This window comes from Siccirubricoccus soli, assembly GCF_024178315.1.
Classification (GTDB): domain Bacteria; phylum Pseudomonadota; class Alphaproteobacteria; order Acetobacterales; family Acetobacteraceae; genus Siccirubricoccus; species Siccirubricoccus soli.
The window spans coordinates 62875-82292 of the sequence record NZ_JAMZIK010000006.1 but is presented as its reverse complement, the minus strand read 5'-3'; the positions used below and the strand labels follow the sequence as shown (position 1 = coordinate 82292).

16 protein-coding genes are annotated in these 19418 nt (G+C 74.5%); 9 read left to right on the top strand and 7 right to left on the bottom strand.

Annotated elements, in window-relative coordinates; genetic code table 11:
* Positions 1-73 precede the first annotated feature (73 nt).
* From NJ376_RS01030 to NJ376_RS01005, 6 genes are all read left to right on the top strand, one after another.
* Complete coding sequence (locus tag NJ376_RS01030) at positions 74-364, top strand: DUF1330 domain-containing protein (RefSeq protein ID WP_252951349.1); 291 nt, start codon at positions 74-76, stop codon at positions 362-364.
* A gap of 105 nt (positions 365-469) precedes the next feature.
* Positions 470-1297, top strand: coding sequence for a diaminopimelate epimerase (gene dapF, locus NJ376_RS01025; protein WP_252951348.1), 828 nt, complete (start codon positions 470-472; stop codon positions 1295-1297).
* A 71-nt stretch (positions 1298-1368) separates the two neighbouring features.
* The gene (gene mtaB / locus NJ376_RS01020; protein WP_456308888.1) at positions 1369-2604 is read left to right on the top strand and encodes a tRNA (N(6)-L-threonylcarbamoyladenosine(37)-C(2))-methylthiotransferase MtaB; all 1236 of its coding nucleotides are present in this window, start codon (positions 1369-1371) and stop codon (positions 2602-2604) included.
* A 948-nt stretch (positions 2605-3552) separates the two neighbouring features.
* On the top strand, positions 3553-4518 hold the full coding sequence (ftsY, locus tag NJ376_RS29465; RefSeq protein WP_252951360.1) for a signal recognition particle-docking protein FtsY: 966 nt from the start codon (positions 3553-3555) through the stop codon (positions 4516-4518).
* The gene (locus tag NJ376_RS01010) at positions 4518-5051 is read left to right on the top strand and encodes a hypothetical protein (RefSeq protein ID WP_252951347.1); all 534 of its coding nucleotides are present in this window, start codon (positions 4518-4520) and stop codon (positions 5049-5051) included. The genes ftsY and NJ376_RS01010 overlap by 1 nt, the downstream gene beginning before the upstream one ends.
* Positions 5052-5120: 69 nt before the next feature.
* Entirely contained in the window at positions 5121-5909 is a 789-nt protein-coding gene (locus tag NJ376_RS01005) for a creatininase family protein (protein ID WP_252951346.1), read from the top strand.
* Between the two features lie 196 nt (positions 5910-6105).
* On the opposite strand, the gene NJ376_RS01000 is transcribed toward NJ376_RS01005, so the two are convergent.
* From NJ376_RS01000 to NJ376_RS00990, 3 genes are read right to left on the bottom strand one after another with little or no spacing between them, the layout of a single operon-like run.
* A complete protein-coding gene (locus NJ376_RS01000; RefSeq protein WP_252951345.1) occupies positions 6106-6624 on the bottom strand; it encodes a universal stress protein in 519 nt (172 codons plus the stop codon).
* Positions 6624-7358 (bottom strand): TIGR02186 family protein, encoded by a 735-nt coding sequence (locus NJ376_RS00995; RefSeq protein WP_252951344.1) that lies wholly within the window; start codon positions 7356-7358, stop codon positions 6624-6626. The genes NJ376_RS01000 and NJ376_RS00995 overlap by 1 nt, the downstream gene beginning before the upstream one ends.
* Positions 7355-8281 (bottom strand): sulfite exporter TauE/SafE family protein, encoded by a 927-nt coding sequence (locus NJ376_RS00990; protein WP_456308887.1) that lies wholly within the window; start codon positions 8279-8281, stop codon positions 7355-7357. The genes NJ376_RS00995 and NJ376_RS00990 overlap by 4 nt, the downstream gene beginning before the upstream one ends.
* Before the next feature lie 242 nt (positions 8282-8523).
* On the opposite strand from NJ376_RS00990, the gene NJ376_RS00985 reads away from it, so the two are divergent.
* Positions 8524-9441, top strand: a complete 918-nt coding sequence (locus tag NJ376_RS00985; RefSeq protein ID WP_252951343.1) for a hypothetical protein — start codon at positions 8524-8526, stop codon at positions 9439-9441.
* Between the two features lie 209 nt (positions 9442-9650).
* On the opposite strand, the gene NJ376_RS00980 is transcribed toward NJ376_RS00985, so the two are convergent.
* The 4 genes from NJ376_RS00980 to NJ376_RS00965 form a co-directional block, all read right to left on the bottom strand.
* A complete protein-coding gene (locus NJ376_RS00980; RefSeq protein WP_252951342.1) occupies positions 9651-10232 on the bottom strand; it encodes a sugar transferase in 582 nt (193 codons plus the stop codon).
* On the bottom strand, positions 10225-11478 hold the full coding sequence (locus tag NJ376_RS00975; protein WP_252951341.1) for an O-antigen ligase family protein: 1254 nt from the start codon (positions 11476-11478) through the stop codon (positions 10225-10227). The genes NJ376_RS00980 and NJ376_RS00975 overlap by 8 nt, the downstream gene beginning before the upstream one ends.
* Positions 11475-12350: a hypothetical protein gene (locus NJ376_RS00970; protein ID WP_252951340.1), complete on the bottom strand. Its 876-nt coding sequence runs from the start codon at positions 12348-12350 to the stop codon at positions 11475-11477. The genes NJ376_RS00975 and NJ376_RS00970 overlap by 4 nt, the downstream gene beginning before the upstream one ends.
* Before the next feature lie 62 nt (positions 12351-12412).
* Positions 12413-14125, bottom strand: a complete 1713-nt coding sequence (locus NJ376_RS00965; RefSeq protein ID WP_252951339.1) for a heparinase II/III family protein — start codon at positions 14123-14125, stop codon at positions 12413-12415.
* 199 nt (positions 14126-14324) lie between these two features.
* Here NJ376_RS00965 and NJ376_RS00960 point away from each other — a divergent pair, with 199 nt between their 5' ends.
* Together NJ376_RS00960 and NJ376_RS00955 are read left to right on the top strand one after the other, a co-directional pair.
* Positions 14325-17135, top strand: coding sequence for a polysaccharide biosynthesis/export family protein (locus NJ376_RS00960; protein WP_252951338.1), 2811 nt, complete (start codon positions 14325-14327; stop codon positions 17133-17135).
* A 166-nt stretch (positions 17136-17301) separates the two neighbouring features.
* Entirely contained in the window at positions 17302-19404 is a 2103-nt protein-coding gene (locus NJ376_RS00955) for a YjbH domain-containing protein (protein WP_252951337.1), read from the top strand.
* Positions 19405-19418 lie beyond the last annotated feature (14 nt).

The window sequence follows — 19418 nt, the reverse complement described above, 5'->3', positions numbered from 1 at the left end:
TCGCGCCGGGAGCGGTGGGCGGCGCGGGATCCGGTACATTGCCGGCGTCCAACCAACCGGGGAGACAACCAGGATGGCCAAAGCCTATTGGGTCGCCGCCTATCGCTCGGTCAGCAAGCCGGAGGCGCTGGAAGCCTATGCCAGGCTGAGCGCCGCCGCGATCACCGCGGCCGGCGGCCGCATCCTCGGCCGCGGCATGCCGGCGGATGTCCTCGAAGCCGGTCTCCGGCAGCGCACCGTCGTTATCGAATTCGACAGCGTGGAGCAGGCCAAGGCCGCCTATGCCAGCCCCGCCTATCAGGAGGCGCTCGCCGCCCTCGCCAACGGCGCCGAGCGCGACATCCGCATCATCGAAGGCGTGTAGGCCCGGAGCCGAGGGGCCGGGGGCGCTTCGGGGGAGTTCGGGGAGGGCGGCGCCCTGCCTCGATCCCTTGGCCTGGCGCCCCGGAGGGCGCATATCCCCCTCGCCATGACTCCCTTCCGCAAGATGCACGGCCTCGGCAACGACTTCGTCGTGCTCGATGCGCGCCGGGCCGAGCTGCCGATCACCCCAGCCAGGGCAGCCGCCATCGCCGACCGGCGGCGGGGCATCGGCTGCGACCAGTTCATCGTCATGGAGCCGGGCCGGGACGGCGCGGATGTCTTCATGCGCATCCGCAACCCGGATGGCTCGGAGGCCGGGGCCTGCGGCAATGCCACCCGCTGCATCGCCAGCCTGGTGGCGGCGGAGACGGGCAAGGACCGCGTGCTGGTCCGCACCATCGCCGGGGACCTGCCGGTGGAACGGCTGCCGGGCGGCCTCTGGCGCGCCGATATGGGCCCCGCCCGGCTGGGCTGGCAGGAGGTGCCGCTGGCCCAGAAGATGGACACGCTGCACCTGCCCCTGTCGCGCGGCGTGGTGGCGGACCCCGCCGCCTGCTCCATGGGCAACCCCCACGCCACCTTCTTCGTCCGCGACCTGGATGCGCTGCCAATCGCCGAGCTTGGCCCCTCGCTGGAGCATGACGCGCTCTTCCCCGAGCGGGCCAATATCGGCTTCGTCCAGGTGCTGGACCCCGGGCATCTCCGCCTCATCGTCTGGGAGCGCGGCGCCGGCCTGACGCTGGCCTGCGGCTCCGGCGCCTGCGCCGCGCTGGTGAACGCGGCGCGGCGCGGCCTGACGGGGCGGCGCGCCACCGTCTCCCTGCCGGGCGGGGACCTGGTCATCGAATGGCGCGAGGACGGGCATGTGCTGATGACCGGCCCGGTCGCCACCGCCTTCACCGGCACGCTGGACCTGGAGGCCTACGCCGCGTGAGCGAGGACCGGACCGCCGCGCCGCAGGCCGGGGCCGAGCGCCCGCGCCAGACCACCGTCGAGAGGGGCGCCATCGAGGTGCTGACCTTCGGCTGCCGGCTCAACACCTATGAGTCGGAGGCGATGCGCGACCTTGCCACCAAGGCCGGGCATGGCCGCGCCATCCTGGTGAACACCTGCGCCGTGACGGCGGAGGCGGAGCGCCAAGCCCGCCAGGCCATCCGCCGCGCGGCGCGGGAGAACCCGGACACCCCGATCATCGTCACCGGCTGCGCCGCGCAGATCGCGCCGGAGAAGTGGCAGGACCTGCCCGGCGTCACCCGCATCATCGGCAATGCGGAAAAGCTGAAGCCGGAGGCCTGGGCGCCGGAGGCCCCGACCGCGCCGGTGACGGACATCATGGCGGCGCGGGAGACGGCGGCGCATCTGGTGACGGAGTTCGCCGGCCGTGCCCGCGCCTTCGTACAGGTGCAGCAGGGCTGCGACCATCGCTGCACCTTCTGCGTCATCCCCTATGGCCGCGGCCCCTCCCGCTCTGTCCCGATCGGCGCGGTGGTGGAGCAGGTGCGGGCGCTGGTCGCGCATGGCTACCGGGAAGTGGTGCTGACCGGCGTGGACATCACCAGCTACGGCCCGGACCTGCCGGGCCAGCCGAGCCTCGGCCAGATGGCCCGCCGCCTGCTGGCGCTGGTGCCGGAGCTGCCGCGGCTGCGGCTTTCCTCCCTCGACCCGGTCGAGATCGATGACGACCTCTGGCGGCTGATCGAGAGCGAGCCGCGGCTGATGCCGCATCTGCATCTCTCCCTGCAGCATGGCGACGACCTGATCCTGAAGCGGATGAAGCGGCGGCACCTGCGCGCCGATGCGCTGGCGGTGGTGCGGCGGGCCCGCGCGGCGCGGCCGGACATCGCCTTCGGCGCCGACCTCATCGCCGGCTTCCCGACCGAGGACGAGGCGGCCTTCGCCCGCTGCCTCGATCTTGTCGAGGAGATGCAACTCGCCTTCCTGCACGTCTTTCCCTATTCCGAGCGGCCGGGCACGCCGGCGGCGCGGATGCCTGCGGTGCCGGTGCCGCTGCGGAAGGAACGCGCGGCACGGCTGCGCGCGGCAGGGGCCGCCAGCGCGGCGCGCTTCTACGCCGGGCGGCTGGGGCAGGAGGAAGCGGTGCTGTTCGAAGGCGAGGATCGCGGCCACACCGCGCATTTCGCGCCGCTGCGCCTGGTGGCCGGCCGCGCCGCGCCGGGCGAGCTGCGCCGGGTACGAGTGACGGGGGCCGAGGCCGCCGGCCTGCTGGCGGAGGCTGCCTGACCGATGGCGTTGCGCGACTGGATCAGCCGGCTGCGCGGGAAGGAGCCGGCGCCTGCCCCCGAGCCAGCGCCCGCCCCGGCGCCGCCGGCGGCCCAGCCGGCTTCGCCGCCGCCGGCTGTCGCGCCTGCGGTCCCGGTCTCGCCGCCGCCTGCACGGGCCGAGCCTTCGATCCCGCCTGCACCAGTTGCGGCCCCTGCGGCACCAGTCCCGGCTGCATCGCCGGCCTCAGCCCCGGTTCCGCCTGGATCGGCCGCTCCCGCGGCGCCCATTCCGGCTGCGCCATCGCCGGCCCTGCCGCCGGTTCCTCCTGCGCCGGCTGCCGTCCCTGTCGCGCCGATCCCGTCTCCGCCGGCTGCACCGCCGGCCCCGGTTCCGCCTGGGCCGGCTGCCCCTGCGGCACCCATCCCAGTTGCGCCACTGCCGGCCACGCCTCCGGTTCCACCGGTGCCGGTGGCCGCCCCTGCATCCCCGGTCGCGCTCCCGCCGGCCTCGGCCCCGGTTCCGTCTGGGCCCGCTGCCACCCCTTCGGGGCTCACCCCGGCCTCGCCGCCGCCCGCTCCGATGCCGGCCGCGCCGGTCGCTACGCCGGCTGCACCGGTTCCGCCTCCGCCTTCTGCATCGCCAGCCCCGTCGCCGCTTCCGGTTGCGCCAGCTTCTCTCCCCGAGGCGCGGACCCCGCCCGGGCCGGTAGCGTCGCCAGCCTCCGCACCCGCCGCGCCCCCTCCGGCTGCCGCTCCCTCGGCACCGATCCAGCCGGTACAGCTTGCGCCGCTGGTCCCGCCAGCGCCGGTCGCGGCCCCCGAGGCCCGGGTCTCGCCGCCGCTACCGGCTACCGCGCCTGCCTCGCCCCTGGCCCCGCCAGCACCGCAAGCCGCTCCGGCGGCGCCCGCGCCATCTTCCCCGGTCGCGCCAAGGGTCTCGGTTCCGCCCGCATCGGTCACGGCCCCGATCCCGCCGCCCCCATCCCCCGCCCCGGCGGCCGAGCCGGAGCAGCGCGGCGGCTGGTTCTCCCGCCTCAAGGCCGGGCTGTCCCGCTCCACCGCCAAGCTGACGGACAGCGTCACCTCGCTCTTCCGCAAGCGCCGCCTGGATGAGGAGGCGCTGGAGGAGCTGGAGGAGACGCTGATCACCGCCGATCTCGGCGTCGCCGCCTCCCGCCGCATCGTCGAGGGCTTCCGCCGCACCCGCTTCGGCAAGGAAGTGACCGATGAGGAGGTGAAGGCGACGCTGGCGGAGGAGATCGCCGCCATCCTCGGCCCTGTCGCCCGGCCCATGCCCATCGACCCGGCCCGCGCGCCGCATGTGGTGCTGGTGGTCGGGGTGAACGGCACCGGCAAGACCACCACCATCGCCAAGCTCGGCCAGCAATACCGGGAGCAGGGGCTGCGCTGCGCCTTCGTCGCCGGCGACACCTTCCGTGCCGCGGCCGTCGAGCAATTGCAGATCTGGGGGGACCGCACCGGCGCCAAGGTCCACGCCCCGGCGAAGCAGGGGGCGGACGCCGCCGGCCTCGCCTTCGATGCGCTGACCGCTGCCCGCGCCGATGGCACCCAGGTGCTGCTGGTGGACACCGCCGGGCGCCTGCACAACAAGACCGCGCTGATGGAGGAGCTGCGCAAGGTGGTGCGCGTGCTCCGGCGCGTCGATCCCACCGCACCGCATTCCGTGCTGCTGGTGCTGGATGCGACCACCGGCCAGAACGCCCTGCAGCAGGCCAAGGTGTTCAAGGAGATGGTGGATGTCTCAGGCCTCGCCGTGACGAAGCTCGATGGCTCCGCCAAGGGCGGCGTGGTGGTGGCGCTGGCGCAGGAATTCGGCCTGCCGGTGCATTTCGTCGGCGTCGGCGAGAAGGCCGCCGACCTCCGTCCCTTCGAGGCGAGGGACTTCGCCCGCGGCCTGATGGGGCTCGAGTGATGCGCCGCCGGGTCCTGCTCCTGGCGATGCTGCCGGTGGCGGGCCTGGCGCGGGCGCAGGGGCGGGCCGCCGGGCAGGCCCAGGGCCAGCCGCCACCCCAGGCCCCGGCCGCACCGCCGGAGGTGCCGGGCTTCATCCAGCTCCAGCCCGCCCCCGGCGCGCCGCCCGTGGCGCTGGCCGTCCGCCAAGTGGTGCGCATCGGCCATGCCGAGGGCCTCACCGCCATCGACACCACGGCCTTCGTCCAGCAGCGCAGCGTGGAGCCGGCCGAGGCGGTGGCGCGGCGGCTGATCGCCCTCGGCGCCCGGCTGGTGCGGCTGACCGATCTGAATGGCGCCGGCACCTGGATCGCCGCCGACCGGGTGGTGGTGGTCCGCGGCCCCACCGAGCGCTACGCCGCCGGCGCTCGCGCCGCCATCGTCGTGGTCGGGCTGCGCTTCACCACGGATGTCGCGGTGAAGGAAAGCGTGCCGGAGGTGCTGGCCGCCCTGCGGCAGGCCCTGGCGGCCGCCCCGGCCAGCGGGGGCGGTTAGGCTACCGCCCCCTTCCCCTCGGACCCGGCTTCGGGCCCAATCCCCGCCCGTTCGAGGGGAATGCTCACGATGACCGAGATCCGTTGGGAACGCCTGACCGCGCCGGAGCTGAAGGGCAAGGCCGCCGAGGGCGCGCTCGCCGTGCTGCCGATCGGCAGCCTGGAGCAGCACGGACCGCATCTGCCGGTCTGGACCGACAGCTACTGCGCGCATGAGATCGCGCTGCGTGGCGCCGCCGCCTCCGGCAAGCCCGTGGTGGTGCTGCCGCCCATGTGGATGGGGCTGTCCGAGCATCACCTGCCCTTCGGCGGCACCATCACCCTGGACCATGCCACCTTCCATGCGGTGCTGCGCTGCGTGGTGCGCTCGCTGCTGGCAGATGGCTTCCAGAAGCTGCTGATCGTCAACGGCCATGGCGGCAATATCGACCCGCTGGCGGTCAGCTCACGCGAATTGGCGGCGGAGTTCGGCATCCCCATCGTGGTCACCACCTGGCCGCAGCTCGCGCCGAAGGAGATCGGCGCCATCCTCACCACCCAGCCCGCCATCCACCACGCCTGCGAGGGCGAGACCAGCCTGTGGCTGGCGCTGGATGCGGCGCAGGTGCGGCAGGAGAAGATCGCCGAGAGCCTCTCCAACCCGCCGCCCAACCCGCCCCAGGGCATGGTGCGCTTCTGGTCCTTCATGGAGCGGGCGCCGCGCACGGGCGTGCGCGGCGACCCGCGGGCGGCGACGGCGGAGAAGGGCGAGGCGATCCTGAAGGCGGTGACGGAGGCGCTGGCGGCGGCGATCCGGGACGAGGCGCTGTGGAGCGCGCCGGATCGGGTCTGGGCGCCGGGGCGGGCGATGCGGGGCTGATCGGGAGGGGCCTTGTCCCTCCCGAACCCACCCCACCAAAGGCCGAAGGGCCTTTGGAAACCGCGAGTCCCAGACCCGACGGTTCGACCGCGCCGCCCGTTGCCTGAAGCGGCTTTGCCGCTTCAGGCGGTGCGAAGCCTCGGGAATCCAGCGACTCCGGGGCCCCCATCGCGCCGCGCAGCGGTGCGATGGGGATTTAGGTCACCCGCTCCAATTCCTTGTCGTCCAGCCCGCCCGGTACAATCGTCATCGGCACCCTGATGCGCGACGCGTAGCGCCCCGTCAGCGCCGAGATCAGCGGCCCCGGCCCGCCGCTCTCCGCCGCCGAGGCCAGCACCAGGATGGAAATCCGCGGATCCTCCTCCAGCAGCGCCAGCAGCTCGTCCCGCGCGTTGCCTTCGCGGATCAGCAATATCGGCAACCCGCCGGTGATCTCGTTCACCTGCGCCGCCAGGCCCGAGAGCAGCTTCTCCGCCTCCTCCCGCCGCTCCTCCGCCATCATCGCGCCGACGCCGGCCCATTCCACCAGCCCTTCCGGCTCGATCACCCGCAGCAGCGCCACCCGTCCGCCGCCATTCCGCGCCCGCAGGCAGGCATAGCGCAGCGCGACCGCCCGTTCCGGGCTGTCATCCACCACCACCAGGAACACCCGGTCCCGCTTGGTCGCGGCGGCCCGGGCCTCAGGTGTGGTTTCCTCGGGCGTCGTCTCGGGCATCAGCTCCTCCGGAACACCACGCTCCCCACCCAGCCGGCGAGGGCGGCCAGGAAGATGCAGGCGATACCGTAGACGAAGGGCTGATCCTCCGCGACGGTCGCGATCCGGTCGGCGGTGCCCACCCGGTCCACGCGGAATTCCAGCGTCTGCTGCGCCACCACCTGGCGGGAACGGACGAGCAGCACCTGCACCCGGTAATCCCCGGTCGGCACGCCGGCGGGCAGGGGCAGCCTCGCATGGAACAGCCGGCTGCCCGCCACCTCCACCGGCTGGGTGTCCTCCACCCAGAGGCCGGAGCGTTTCTCGAGATCGAGCAGCGCGGCGCGGAAGCGCGGGTCGCGCGCCCCGGTGCTGGTCAGCGGCAGGGAATCGAGGCCGAGGGCGTGGCGCCGCCGCTGCTCCTCCGGCAGCAGCTGCCAGGCGGGGCGGGTGCCGGCGATGAAGTAGAAGCCCGGCACCTGGGCAAAGCGGGCGGAGGGGCCGTTGACCCAGAGGAAGCCGAGGGCGGCAACCTTCCGCCGCACCACCACCGGCCGGTTCGGCCCCTGCGCCACCACCAGCAGCTCATCCCCCCCGGGCCCGATCGGCTGGTCCGTGCTGCCGAAGACCATGAGCTGGGCGCCGGTGAAGCCGGTGGTGACCTCCACCGCATCCTGGGAGAGGGCGGCCACCAGCGCCTCCTGCGCCCGCGCCGGCACGGCGAGCAGCAGCAGGGCGAGCAGCAGCCGGATCACAGCGCCGCCCCGCTGCTGAAAAGGTTCCCCGGCGGCCGCAGCAGCCCCCAGAGCAGGCTGAGCGCGACGCCGAGCACCAAGAGGCCGAGCAGCGCCCGCGTCTCCTCCCCCCGCAGCCGGCTGCCCATGGCGGCGCCGAATTGCGCGCCCGCGACGCCGCCCGCCAGCAGCAGCAGGGTCAGCAGGATATCGACGGTGCCGAGCTGGACGGCCTGCAGCAAGGTGACGTTCGCCGCGACGAAGACCACCTGGAAGAGCGAGGTGCCGATGACCACCGAGGTCGGGATGCCGAGCAGGTAGATCATGGCCGGCACTAGCATGAAGCCGCCGCCCACGCCCATGACGGCGGAGAGGATGCCGATGCCGCCGCCGATCAGCAGCGGCGGGATGACGGAGATGTAGAGCCGCGACTTGCGGAACCGCATCTTGAAGGGCAGGCCATGTACCCAGTAATGTTCGTGCAGCTTGCGCTGCGGCGCACTACGACGGCGCAGGATGGCCCGCGCGCTCTCCATCACCATCAGCGCGCCGACGGTGCCGAGCACGACGACGTAGAAGAGCGAGACGGCGAGGTCCACTTGGCCGATTCGCCGTAGCAACGCGAAGAGCTGCACCCCGAGCACCGAGCCGATGAAGCCGCCGATAAGCAGCACCGTGCCCATCCGCGCATCGACATTGCCGCGCCGCCACTGGGCGATGAGGCCGGAGACCGAGGCGCCGAGCGTCTGGTTGGCGCCGGAGGCGACGGCGACCGGGGCCGGGATGCCGATGAGAATCAGCAGCGGCGTCAGCAGGAAGCCGCCGCCGACGCCGAACAGGCCCGAGAGCCAGCCCACGCCGAACCCGATGCCGACCAGCAGGAAGGCATCCACGGACATTTCGGCAATCGGCAGGTAGACCTGCAACGCGGGATTCCAGAGCACAGCGGCTGCCACCCTGGTCGCGCCTGCGGGGCAGGGGCGGCCAGGGCCAACAGGCCGGGGGAGACGCTTCGGCACCCTTGGCCGCAAAGGGTGGCGGCAATGCGGCATCCGATGCGGCCGGGGCGAAAGTGGCGCGCGGTGTGAGCCGGGTGTTGCCGCCATGCAACCCCTGTTCGCCCGGCCGTGAACCGATGCAACGCCGGGGCGTTGCTGAGGCACAACCGAAAGACGGGGGACGCCGCATGTCAACCCATTACGCCGATGCCCAACCGGCGGTCGGAACCGCCTTGCCAGAGGGCGCGCCCGCCCTGCCGCCGCGGATTTCCTGGGGTGCCGTCTTCGCCGGCGGGGTGGTGGCGGTCACGATCGGCGCCATGCTCTCCATCCTCGGCATCGCCATCGGCGCCAGCTCGGTGGATGCGCAGAACGCCGCCTCGCCCAGCGGCGAGACCTTCGGCATCGCCGGCGGCATCTGGCTGCTGGTGTCCAACCTGATCGGCCTGGCCGCCGGCGGCTATGTCGCCGCGCGGCTCTCGGGCTCCGCCGACGGCACGGACACCACGCTGCACGGGCTGTCCGTCTGGGCGATCGGCTACCTGCTCTCCGCCGTGCTGCTCGGCAACATCATCGCCGGCACGGCGAGCACGGCGGTGCAGGGGGCGTCCTCCCTGCTGGGCGGCATGGCGCAGGGCGTGGGCCAGGCGGCCAACGCGGCCTCCGGCCCCGCGGCGCAGATGGCGCAGCAGGTGGATCCGCGGGCGCTGGTGGAGCGGGCGCAGGCCGCGCTGCGCACCGGTGGCGACCCGGCGCAGATGACGAGCGACCAGCGCAATGCGGAGATCGCCCAGCTCCTCACCCGCCGGGTGACCGAGGGCAACCTCCCGCAGCCGGACCGCGACCGGCTGGGGCAGCTCGTCGCCGCCGAATACAATATCGCGCCGGACGAGGCGCAGCGCCGGCTCTCCCAGGTGGAGCAGCAGGCGACCGAGGCCGCGCAGACCGCCGAGCGCCGGGCCCGCGAGGCAGCGGATGCCGCGGCGACGGCCGGGGCGGTGGCCGCCTACTGGGCCTTCGCGGCGCTGCTGCTCGGCGCCGCCGCCGCGGTGCTCGGCGCCCGCGTCGGCACCCGCCGCGCCATTCCCGTGCGGCGATATGCTTGAACTCCCCCTCAAGCCGCTGCGCGGCTCGATGGGGGGCGGTGAGGCGCTGAACGCCTGGCGACTCGCGCAGCCTGCCGCGGCGAAGCCGCGGCAGGACACCGGTGAGGGGGCGTTGATGTCGCTCCCTTCCTTGCCCGGCGGCAGTGCCGCCGAGGGGTAGGATACCGTCGAAGGCATCGCGCATTCGGCGCCGCCGTGGCAGCCTTCCCCTACTCCCCGAGCCGCGGCATGGTCGCATGCCCCGGCGCCGCCACGCCGCGGCCGCGCAGCACCAGCCACAGGCTGCGCGCCAGCAGCGCGAGGTCGCCGCCGAAGCTCGGGCCCCGTGCATATTCGGCATCCAGCGCCAGCCGCCGTTCCCAGGGCACCGCGTTGCGGCCCGCCGCCTGGGCCAGCCCCGCGAGGCCCGGCCGCACCGCATGCCGCGCTGCCTGGGCCGGGGTGAAGCGCGGCAGGTATTCCACCGGCAGGGGGCGCGGGCCGACCAGGCTCATCTCCCCGCGCAGCACGTTCAAAAGCTGCGGCAGCTCGTCCAACCCGCTGGCCCGGAGCGCCCGGCCAAAGCGCCCGAGCCGCGCCGCATCCTCCCCTGGCCCCGCCACCATGCTGCGGAATTTCAGCAGGGTGAAGGGTACCCCGCCGCTCCCGATCCGCGCCTGGCGGAACAGCACGGGCCGCCCCAGCACCGCCAGGACCGCCAGCGCCAGCAGGGCCAGCAGCGGCGCCGCCAGCGCCAGCGCCAGTGCCGCCCCGGCCAGGTCGAAGGCGCGCTTGCCCCAGCGCCTATACATGCGCCGGCCCGGCCGCCGACGCCTCATCCGGCCGCCTGGCCTCCACCGCCAGGGAGAAGAGCAGGCCGAGGGCGAACCAGGCCATGCGGTTGCCGAGATCGGTGGAGACCATCACCGTCAGCCCGACCGGCAGGGTGAGGGCGGCGATCACCGCCGCCCGCTCCGGCGCCACCCGCCCGGCCTGCCGCATTGCCAGCGCGACACCGCCGCCGAAGGCCGCCAGCCACAGCAGCAGCCCGGGCAGCCCGCCTTCCGCCAGTGCCTCCAGCGCATGATTGTGCGGGTGCAGGTGGCGGTCGTCGCCGGTGCCGGCGGCGATGGTGAAGCTGCCGCTGCCGAGGCCGAAGGGCGCCGTCCGGCCGGCCCAGCGCAGCGCCTCGCCCCACAGGATCAGCCGCGCCGGCATCTGGTCCGTCGGATCGCCGAACAGCCGGTCCAACGTCGCCAGATCCGCGGTGGCCTGGGGGAGGAGGAGCAGCAGCGCCGCCAGCGCCGCGCCGCCCGCGGCCGCGACCAGCCCGACCCAGCCCAGCGCCGCCGCGGGCCGGCCGCGCAGCCAGAGCAGCAGCGCCGGCGGCCCGGCCACGCCGAGGCCGAAGGCCAGCAGCGCCGCCCGCCCGCCCGGCAGCAGCACGGCAAGGCCCAGCGCGCCGAGCACCGCCGCCCAGCCCAGCCGCCCGCGCCGGCCCGCCTGCACCAGCCGCACCGCGGCCACGCCGCCACCGCAGGCAATGGCGAGGCCCGCGAGCTGGTACTGCACCCGGGTCCGCGCCGGGTCGGCGCCGACCTCGCCGCCCAGCACCACCCGGTCCTGCGCCAGCCCCCAGCCCACCGCCGTGCCCACCAGCAGCGCGATGCCGACCACGGCGAGGGCGAAGCGCCGCCGCGTCGGCCCATCCGCCCCCACCAGCAGCCCGGCCAGCAGCATGGGCGGGCCGAGCAGGACGATCTGCGGCAGCTTCTCCGCCAGCACATGGGCGGAGCGGCTCCAGCCCCCGGAGAGCACCAGCCAGAACAGCAGCAGCCCGGCCCCGAGCAGGGGCGGGCCGAGCACGGCGGAAACGCGCCATTGCCGCACCAGCAGCAGCAGGAAGAGGGAGGGCAGCAGCGCCAGCAGGGCAAGGGCGGTGAGGTCGACCGGCAGCCGGTCGATGCCCGGCACGGATTTCAGCGCCCCGGCGAATTGCAGCAGCGCGGCGAAGAGGCCGCTGCCCGCGGCGAGCAGCGCGGCATCCGGCCGGCTCAATCCGCCCCGGCCCGATAATGGAAGGGCAGTTCCGCCTGCCGCGGCCGCGGCGCCGGCAGGCCGAGCAGCACCCAGCAAGCGGCGCCGAACAGGGCGAGCAGCGGCGCCGCCACCGCCAGCAGCAGGATGAGCAGCGGCCGGTTCGGGACGGAGGGGCGCAGCTCCACCATCGGCGCCGAGACCAGCCTGGCCGCCACCGCCGCATCCGCCGCCGCCACCAGCAGGCTGCGCTGCTGCTGGGTAAGCTGCTCGTAGAGCGCGTTGCGGAGGAAGAGGTCGCGCTCCGCCGCCAGGCGCTGCTCGATGAAGCCGATCCGGCGCCTCGTCAGCTCCACCAGATCGGCCTTCACCTTCGCTTCCGCCAGGGCGTGCAGCCGCTGCAGCGCCTCCAGCGCCGCGCCGCGGTCGCGATGGGTGAGGGTAAGGGTGACGGTCACCGTGCCGATGCCGGGCGTCGCCGCCAGGTTGCGCTCCAGCCAGCTCTGCGCGTCGTCCAGGTCGGCCTCGATCCGCAGGCCGAGCAGGCGGCGGAGCAGGCCCATGGTGCCGGCTTGGCGCAGCTCGGTCAGATGCGCCAGCAGCCCGGTCTCCCGCGCCAGCATCGCCGCGGCTTCCGGGGAGCGGAGGACGTCGAGATAGACGGCGAAATGCCCGCCCTGCCGCTGGTCCAGCAGCCCGCCGCCGAGCATCGGGGCGGGGGAGAGCAGGCTGGAGGTGGCGATGCCGGTGGTCTCGGCCGGGGCGATGACGGCCTGGGCCGCATAGTAGCGCGGGAGCTGCAGGACGATGCCGGTCCCGAGGCCGAACAGCAGCACCGCCGCCGCCAGCACGGCCATGCGGTGGCGCCAGATTCCCCGGAGCAACTGGTCCAACGGCATGCGGCGGCCCGATCGCGTCACGGCATTCAATAGGTTTGCCGCCGGATCATATCAAGCTAAGGATGAATCCTTGGCGCCATTTCGCTAAGGATGTGGCGCAGGCCGGCCTCGCCCCGGGCCACCAGTACCGGGGCGCCGCGGACAATCCCGTAGCGCGGGCTTTCCGCCCCCTCCTCCAGCCGGAGGTCGAGGGGACCATCCGCCCGCACCAGCAGCCGGCCCAGCGGGCTCGCCACGCCATCCGGCACCGCCTCCCACGCCGCGGGGGCTAGGCGCCAGCGCAGCGCCAGGCGGCGGAAGGGGCCGGAGAGCCGGTCCTCCACCACCAGCCGGTCCGGCATGAGGCGCACTAGGCGTTCCTGCCGGCGGCCGCGGTGATCCTCCAGCCAGCCGCCCTCCGGCAGCAATCCGGTCCGCGGCCAGCGCCCGAAGAGGAAGCGGGAGAGCCGGGGCATCTGGTCCTCGCCGTCGAACTCCACCGTGTTGTGGGCGGCGGTGCCGGTGAGGTGGGTATGCCACCACGCCTGGCCGGGCGGCGGGTTGTAGGCGCCGGTGCCGCCATCCCGCAGCAGGTTCAGCGATCCGTTCCAGAGGTCGAGATGCAGCAGATCCGCATGGCCGGGGCGGAAGCGCAGCGGGCCGGTGCGGAGGAATGCCCGCAGCCGGCCCGCCTGCCAGCCGCGCAGCCCGCTGCTGGTCCAGGCGGCGGGCAGAGGGGGCGGGGGCGGGCCAGCGGGCAGGCCGAGCCAGGCGCAGCCCGGCTCCGCCGGCCAGCCGGCGGAATGCCCGGCCAGCAGCCGCGCCGCCCGCTCGAGGCTCGGCCGCGCATCCTCCGGCCCGGCCAAAGCAAGGTCGGCGAAGGCGGAGCCGTCCTGATGGCCGAGCCAGGGGGTGGCGCCGGTCTCCGCCGCGGTCAGCCGGCGCAGCCACTCCACCGCGGCCGGGAGGTGCGGGGCGGCGGGGAAGGCCTCGCCAGCCAGCCAGGCGGTCACCGCCAGCACGTCCAGCAGCAGCCGGTGATAGAGGGTGGAAAGCTGGGCGAAGGCGCCGTCCGGCGCCACCAGCCGGGCCAGCGCCGCGGCGAGCCCCGCCCGCCCATGCCGCACCCAGGCCACCTCCCCGCAGAACAGCCCGGCGACCAGCAGCCCGGCGGGCTCCGAGACGCTGTGGTTGTTGTCCTGCGCCTTGGCGTAGGCAGGGGTGGCGGCGATGCGCCTGCCATGCAGGGCGAGCAGCGCCCGGGCCCCCGGCGGCGGCGGGCCGCCCAGCAGGGCGATGGCCAGCGCCAGATGCAGGGCGCGCAGCGCCGCCTCCTGGCCGCAGGCCCAGTTCGGCCCGCGATAGGGCGGGTTGGCGGCCAGCCAAGCGGCGAGGAAGTCCTCCGCGCGGTCGAGATGTCCGCCCGCCGACTCCAGCCGCGCCGCCTGGGCCAGCAAGGGCAGTTCCGCCCAGCGATTCCTCTCCCAGACCGGGCGGATGTCGCCGGGGGCGAAGAGGTCCAGGGCGAGGGCGTGCGGCTGCGGCGCGAAGGGGCCGTGCCAATCCGCCGGTGCCACGGCGCGGGCGCGGGCCAGCAGCGCGGCGGCATGCTCCGGCGGCAGGGCGGGCGCCGGGGCGGCAGGGGCGGCGGGCAGGAAGGGGCCGAAGGGCGCATCGGCCTCCCTGAGGGCCCGCCGCGCCAGCCCCTGCCCCAGGGGCGAGCGGTGCCAGGCCGCCAGCAGCACCGGGCGGGCCCCAAGCTGCCGCGCGGCCTCCAGGGGTGTGCACATCTTCGTGATAAACCGGATTGCTTTGTTAACCATCAGCCGCGTAAGGATTGCAGGACGCGGCCCGCGTGTCGCGGCAAGGTTGCAGGGACAGCGTCGCAAACTGCCGCAACCGCGCCGGTGCCGGCGTGCAGTCGCAAGACGTCCCAAAAGGGGTCAGGTCCTGAGGCGCAGTTCCGGCCGCTCCATCCTGCACCGAGCCATGGCGGCGCTGCTCGTGCCGCACCTCCTGCTGTCGCCGGGGGCGCCGGCCTGGGCGCAGACTCGGATGGCGCAGGCCGGGGCGCCGAATTCCTACCTGGTCCCGCCCTCCCTGCCGCCCAGCCTGCCGGGCGGGGCGCCGCTGCCCAGCCTGCCCATGCCCAGCCAGCAGGAGATATTGCAGCGCCTGCTGGATGCCGGCGGCATGCGGCCCTCCGGCCCCGCCACGCCCGGCTTCGCGCCGCCGCCGGTCGCCGCGCAGCCCCTGCCGCCCGCCGCGCCACTTGCCGCGCCGGAGGAGCCGCTCTCCCCCGCCGAGGCCTTCTTCGCCGCGCGGGACCCGGCCAATTCGCGGCCGCTACGGCAATTCGGCTATGAGAATCTGCGCGGCGGTGCACCCCAGGGGCAGAGCTTCGGCATGCTGCCCGACGACTACCTGCTGGGCCGCGACGATGAGGTGGTGCTGGCCTTCCGCGGCCGGGCGCGGCAGACGCTGACGCTCCGCATCGGCCGGGACGGCATGCTGGTGCTGCCGGATCTGCCGCCCATCCCCGCCGCCGGCCGGACGCTGCGGGAGCTGCGGGCGGAGCTGGAAGCCCGGGCGCAGCGCGACCTCGGCGGCTCCGAGGTCTTCGTCTCCCTCGGCCAGCTCCGGCAGATCGGCATCTTCGTGGGCGGGGAGGTGGCGCGGCCGGGGCTGCAGGCGCTGACCTCCCTCTCCTCCGTGCTCGATGCGCTGGTGGCGGCGGGGGGCATTCGCCGCACCGGCTCGCTGCGGGCCATCCGGATGGAAGGGCCGAAGGGACGCCGCAGCATCGACCTCTACCCGGTCATCGCCGGGGAGGGGACGACGCCCGACCTGCATCTGAGCGAGGGCGAGCGCATCCTGGTGCCGCCGCTCGGCGCCGTCGCGGCGATCGGCGGGGAGGTCTCCCGCCCCGGCATCTATGAACTGCCGGCGGGCGCTGCGGCGGCGCCGCTCGCCACCATGCTGCGCCTGGCGGGCGACCCGCTGCGGCCTTCCGGCAACCGCTTCCTGCTGCAGACCACGGATGGCGAGGGCCGCCGCAGCCTGCGCGAGATCGGCCCGCGCGACCTGCTGCGCCGTGGCGACGCGTTGCGGGTGGAGCCGGGCTCCGACGTGGTGGCGCAGGATCTCCGCCTCGCCGGGCATGTCGCGGCGCCGCTGCTGCGCGCCGCGGGCGGGCGGGGGCAGACGCTGCGCGGGTTGCTCGCCGACCCACGGCTGGTGCGGGCGGACCCCTATCCGCGGCTTGGCGCCGTCTGGCGGATGGATTCGCGCACCCGCACGCGGCGCTTCGAGGGCTTCGACCTCGGCCGCGTCCTCTCCGGCCAGGCGGATGCGCCGCTGCGCGAAGGCGACGAGGTCATCCTGCTGGGCATGGCGGATGTGATGTGGCTGGCCAGCCCCTCCGTGCAGCAGGCGCTGCGCGGCGATACCGGCGGGGCGGACCCGAACGCGCCGCTGATCCCGCCCCTGGCCGCGCCCGGCCCCGGCCTCGCCGCGGCGGCGGGGATGTCCGCGGGGGCATCCGCCGCATCGCCTGGCACGGCCCCGCCTGGCGCCGGACCGGCCGCCGCCCCGGCCATGGCGCGGGGGCCGGATTGCCCCGCCCTCATCCAGCTCACCATCGCTGCCCAGGCCTCGCCCTGGCGCTACGCCCATATCCGCAGCGCCGGCTTCCCGGATTTCGGCCGCATCTCCTGCCCGCAGGTCTTCCTGGACTACCCCGCCTTGCTGCCCTTCCTGCTGGACCAGGCGGTGCTGCTGACCGGGGAGGTGCGGCTGCCCGGCCTCTACCCCATCGTGGACGGTGCCGGGCTGGATGCGGTGATCGCCACCGCCGGCGGCGCCACGGACACGGCCGATCTCTCCACTGTGGAATTCGCCCGCGAGCCCGCGGAGCAGAGCACCACCCTGCCGCTGGCGCGCACCCTGCTCGACCTGCGCTCGCGCAATTTCGCCGCGGTGCGGCTCTCGCCGCGCGACGTGCTGCGGCTGCCGCGCGGCTTCGCCGACCGCGACCTCGGCCCGGTGACGCTGGTGGGGGAATTCCTGCGGCCAGGCACCTACGACATCAGGCGCGGCGAGAAGCTTTCCGAGGTCATCGCCCGGGCGGGCGGGCTGACGCCCCAGGCCTACCCCTATGGCGCGGTGTTCAGCCGGGACAGCGTGCGGCAGCGCCAGCAGGAAGGCTTCCAGCGCACGGCGCGGGAACTGGAACAGGGGCTCATGCAGGTGGCGGCCGGCCAGGCGGTGGCCGGGCTGCGCGGCCAGGCCGACCTCGGCGGCGCCATCACCGCCGGCCAGGCGCTGGCCAACACGCTGCGCTCCACCCGCGCCGCCGGCCGGATGGTGGTGGAGGCCAACCCGGTGGTGCTGGCGGCGCGGCCGGACCTGGATGTGCTGCTGGAACCGGGCGACCTGATCGCCATGCCGAAGCGCCCGAACGAGGTGACGGTGGTGGGCTCCGTGCTGAACCCCGGCAGCCTGCAATTCGCCACCGGCTGGCGCGCCGCGGACTACGTCCGCGCCGCCGGCGGGGAGCAACGCTTCGCCGATGGCAGCCGCGCCTTCGTCGTGCTGCCCAACGGCCAGTCCACCCCGGCCGGCCTCGGCGCCTGGCAATCCGGCGGGCCACCCATCCCGCCCGGCAGCGTAGTGGTGGTGCCGCAGGACCCCTCGCCCTACGAAAGCTGGGGCCTGATTCGCGACGTCACCCAGGTGCTGTCCCAGATCGCCCTCTCCAGCGCCGCCCTGGCGGTCATCGTCAGGTCGAGCGGGCGGTAGGGCTATGGGCCCGGCGCCCAAGGGGGGCGCTGCCCCCCTTGACCCCCCGCCAAGGGCCGAAGGGCTCTTGGAGTCCTTGAGTTATCGCCGGGTGGAGGACCCCCGCCGGGGGTCCTCCACCCGGCGATTAAGACCCACCGGGGTCCGGGGACCGGTCCGGTCCCCGGTGGGAGGGTCCAGGGAGGGCAGGGCCCTCCCTGGCACCGCGCTCCTCGCCCTGGCGCTGCTCGCCCAGCCGGTGATGGCGCAGGGGGTGCCGGGGACGGGGTCGGATTATGGGGGTGTCGGGCTGATCGAGATGCGCAATGCGCGCTTCCGGCCCGATGGGACGCTGGAGGCGGGGACGGCGCTGCGGCATCAGCGGCGCTTCTGGTACCTGAATTTCCAGGCCCTTCCCTTCCTCGAGACGACTTTCCGGCTGACCGAGCGGCTGGATGGCACGACGGGCCATGGCATGACCACGGATCGGGCCGTCGATCTGAAGCTGCGGCTGTGGGAGGAGGATGACTGGCGGCCCGCTTTGGCGGTGGGGCTGCAGGATGCGGCCGGCACCGGGATCTATGCCGGCGAGTATGTGGTGGCCTCCAAGCGCTTCGGGCCGCTGGACCTGAGCTTCGGCATGGGCTGGGGGCGGCTGGGGACGGGGGGCGATCTGCGCAACCCGCTGAGCATGTCGAGCGAGACCTTCCTCGATCGGCGGCGGCAGGTGGGGCAGGGCGGCACGCCGGGCTTCCGGAACTGGTTCCGCGGGCGGGAGGCGGCCTTCTTCGGCGGCGTGGAATACAGCCTGCCCGTGCTGCCGACGCCCTGGGGCGAGGTGGAGGGGCTGCGGGCCAAGCTGGAATGGTCGGGCGACGCCCTGCGCGACGAGCGCGGCGGCTACCCGGCGCGCGGCAGCGGGCTGCGGGGGGAGGCGGCGTCGCGGCTGAATCTCGGCCTGCAATGGCAGCCCAACCCGCATGTGGATGCGGGAGTGCATTTCCTCCACGGCACGGATCTGCTGCTGCGCCTCTCCCTGCGGCTGGACCCGAACAACCCGCCGGAGTTTCCCCGCCCCGCCCCGCCGCCCATGGCGCCGCGTCCGGCGGCGGGCGATCCGGCGGGGCTGGCGGGGGCGTTGCGCGCCGCCGGTTTCCACCCGCTGGGGGTGGAGATCGCCGGCACCGAGGCGCGGATCGGCGTGGAGGGCGGGCGCTACGCGACCCTGGCGCAGGTGGCGGGCCGGGTGGCGCGGGCGGTGCAGCCGCACCTGCCGCCGGAGGTCGAGATGCTGCGGGTGGAGTGGCATCGCGCCGGGATGCCGATTGCCAGCCTGGTGCTGCTGCGGCAGGCGATGGAGGCCGCCGCCACCGGCCGCGGCAGCGCCGAGGAGATGGTGGCGACCAGCACCCTGCAGCCGGTGGCGGCGGCGCACTTTCCCGGCCAGGGGCCGGTGCTCGACTGGGGGATGGCGCCGCGCTTGGCGCTGAAGCTCGGCGACCCGCGGGTGAATGTCGGCTGGCAGGCAGGGCTGGGGGCGGGGGTGCGGCTGGGCTTGGGGGATGGCTTCGCCCTGGCCGGCAGCCTGGCCCAGGCGGTGGCGGGCAATCTGGACCGCGCCAGCCCCTCCGACAGCCGGCTGCCGCATGTCCGCAGCGACGTGGCGCGCTATGCGCAGGAGGGGAAGACCTCCATCCCGACCCTCTATGCCGAGCGGCTCTGGACCCCCGCGCCGGATGTCTTCGCCCGGGTGACGGCGGGGCTGCTGGAGCCGATGTTCACCGGGGTACAGGGTGAGGTGCTGTGGCGGCCGGTGGACCGGCCTTTTGCCCTGGGGCTGGATCTGGGCTGGGTGGTGCAGCGCGAATTCCGCGGGCGGCTGGCGGTGCGGAACTACTCGGTCACCACCGGCCATGCCTCGCTCTACGCCGATCTGCCGGTGTGGAACCTCTATGGCGTGCTGCGGGCGGGGCGCTACCTGGCCGGGGATTGGGGCGGGACCATTGAGCTCGGCCGGCGCTTCGACAGCGGGATCGAGGTGGGGGCCTTCGCCACCTTCACCAACATCCCCTACAGCCGCTTCGGGGAGGGCAGCTTCGACAAGGGCATCTTCCTCCGCATTCCCTTGCAGCTTCTCGGCCCGCAGACGGCGAGCCGGGCCGAGGCGGTGATCCGCCCGGTGGTGCGGGATGGCGGGCAGCGGCTGGCAGTGGACAACCCGCTCTGGGAGGTGGTGCGGGACGGGCGGATGGAGGCGCTGGGCCGCGGCTTCCGCGAGGTGCTGCGCTGAGGTTGCCGGCCTGC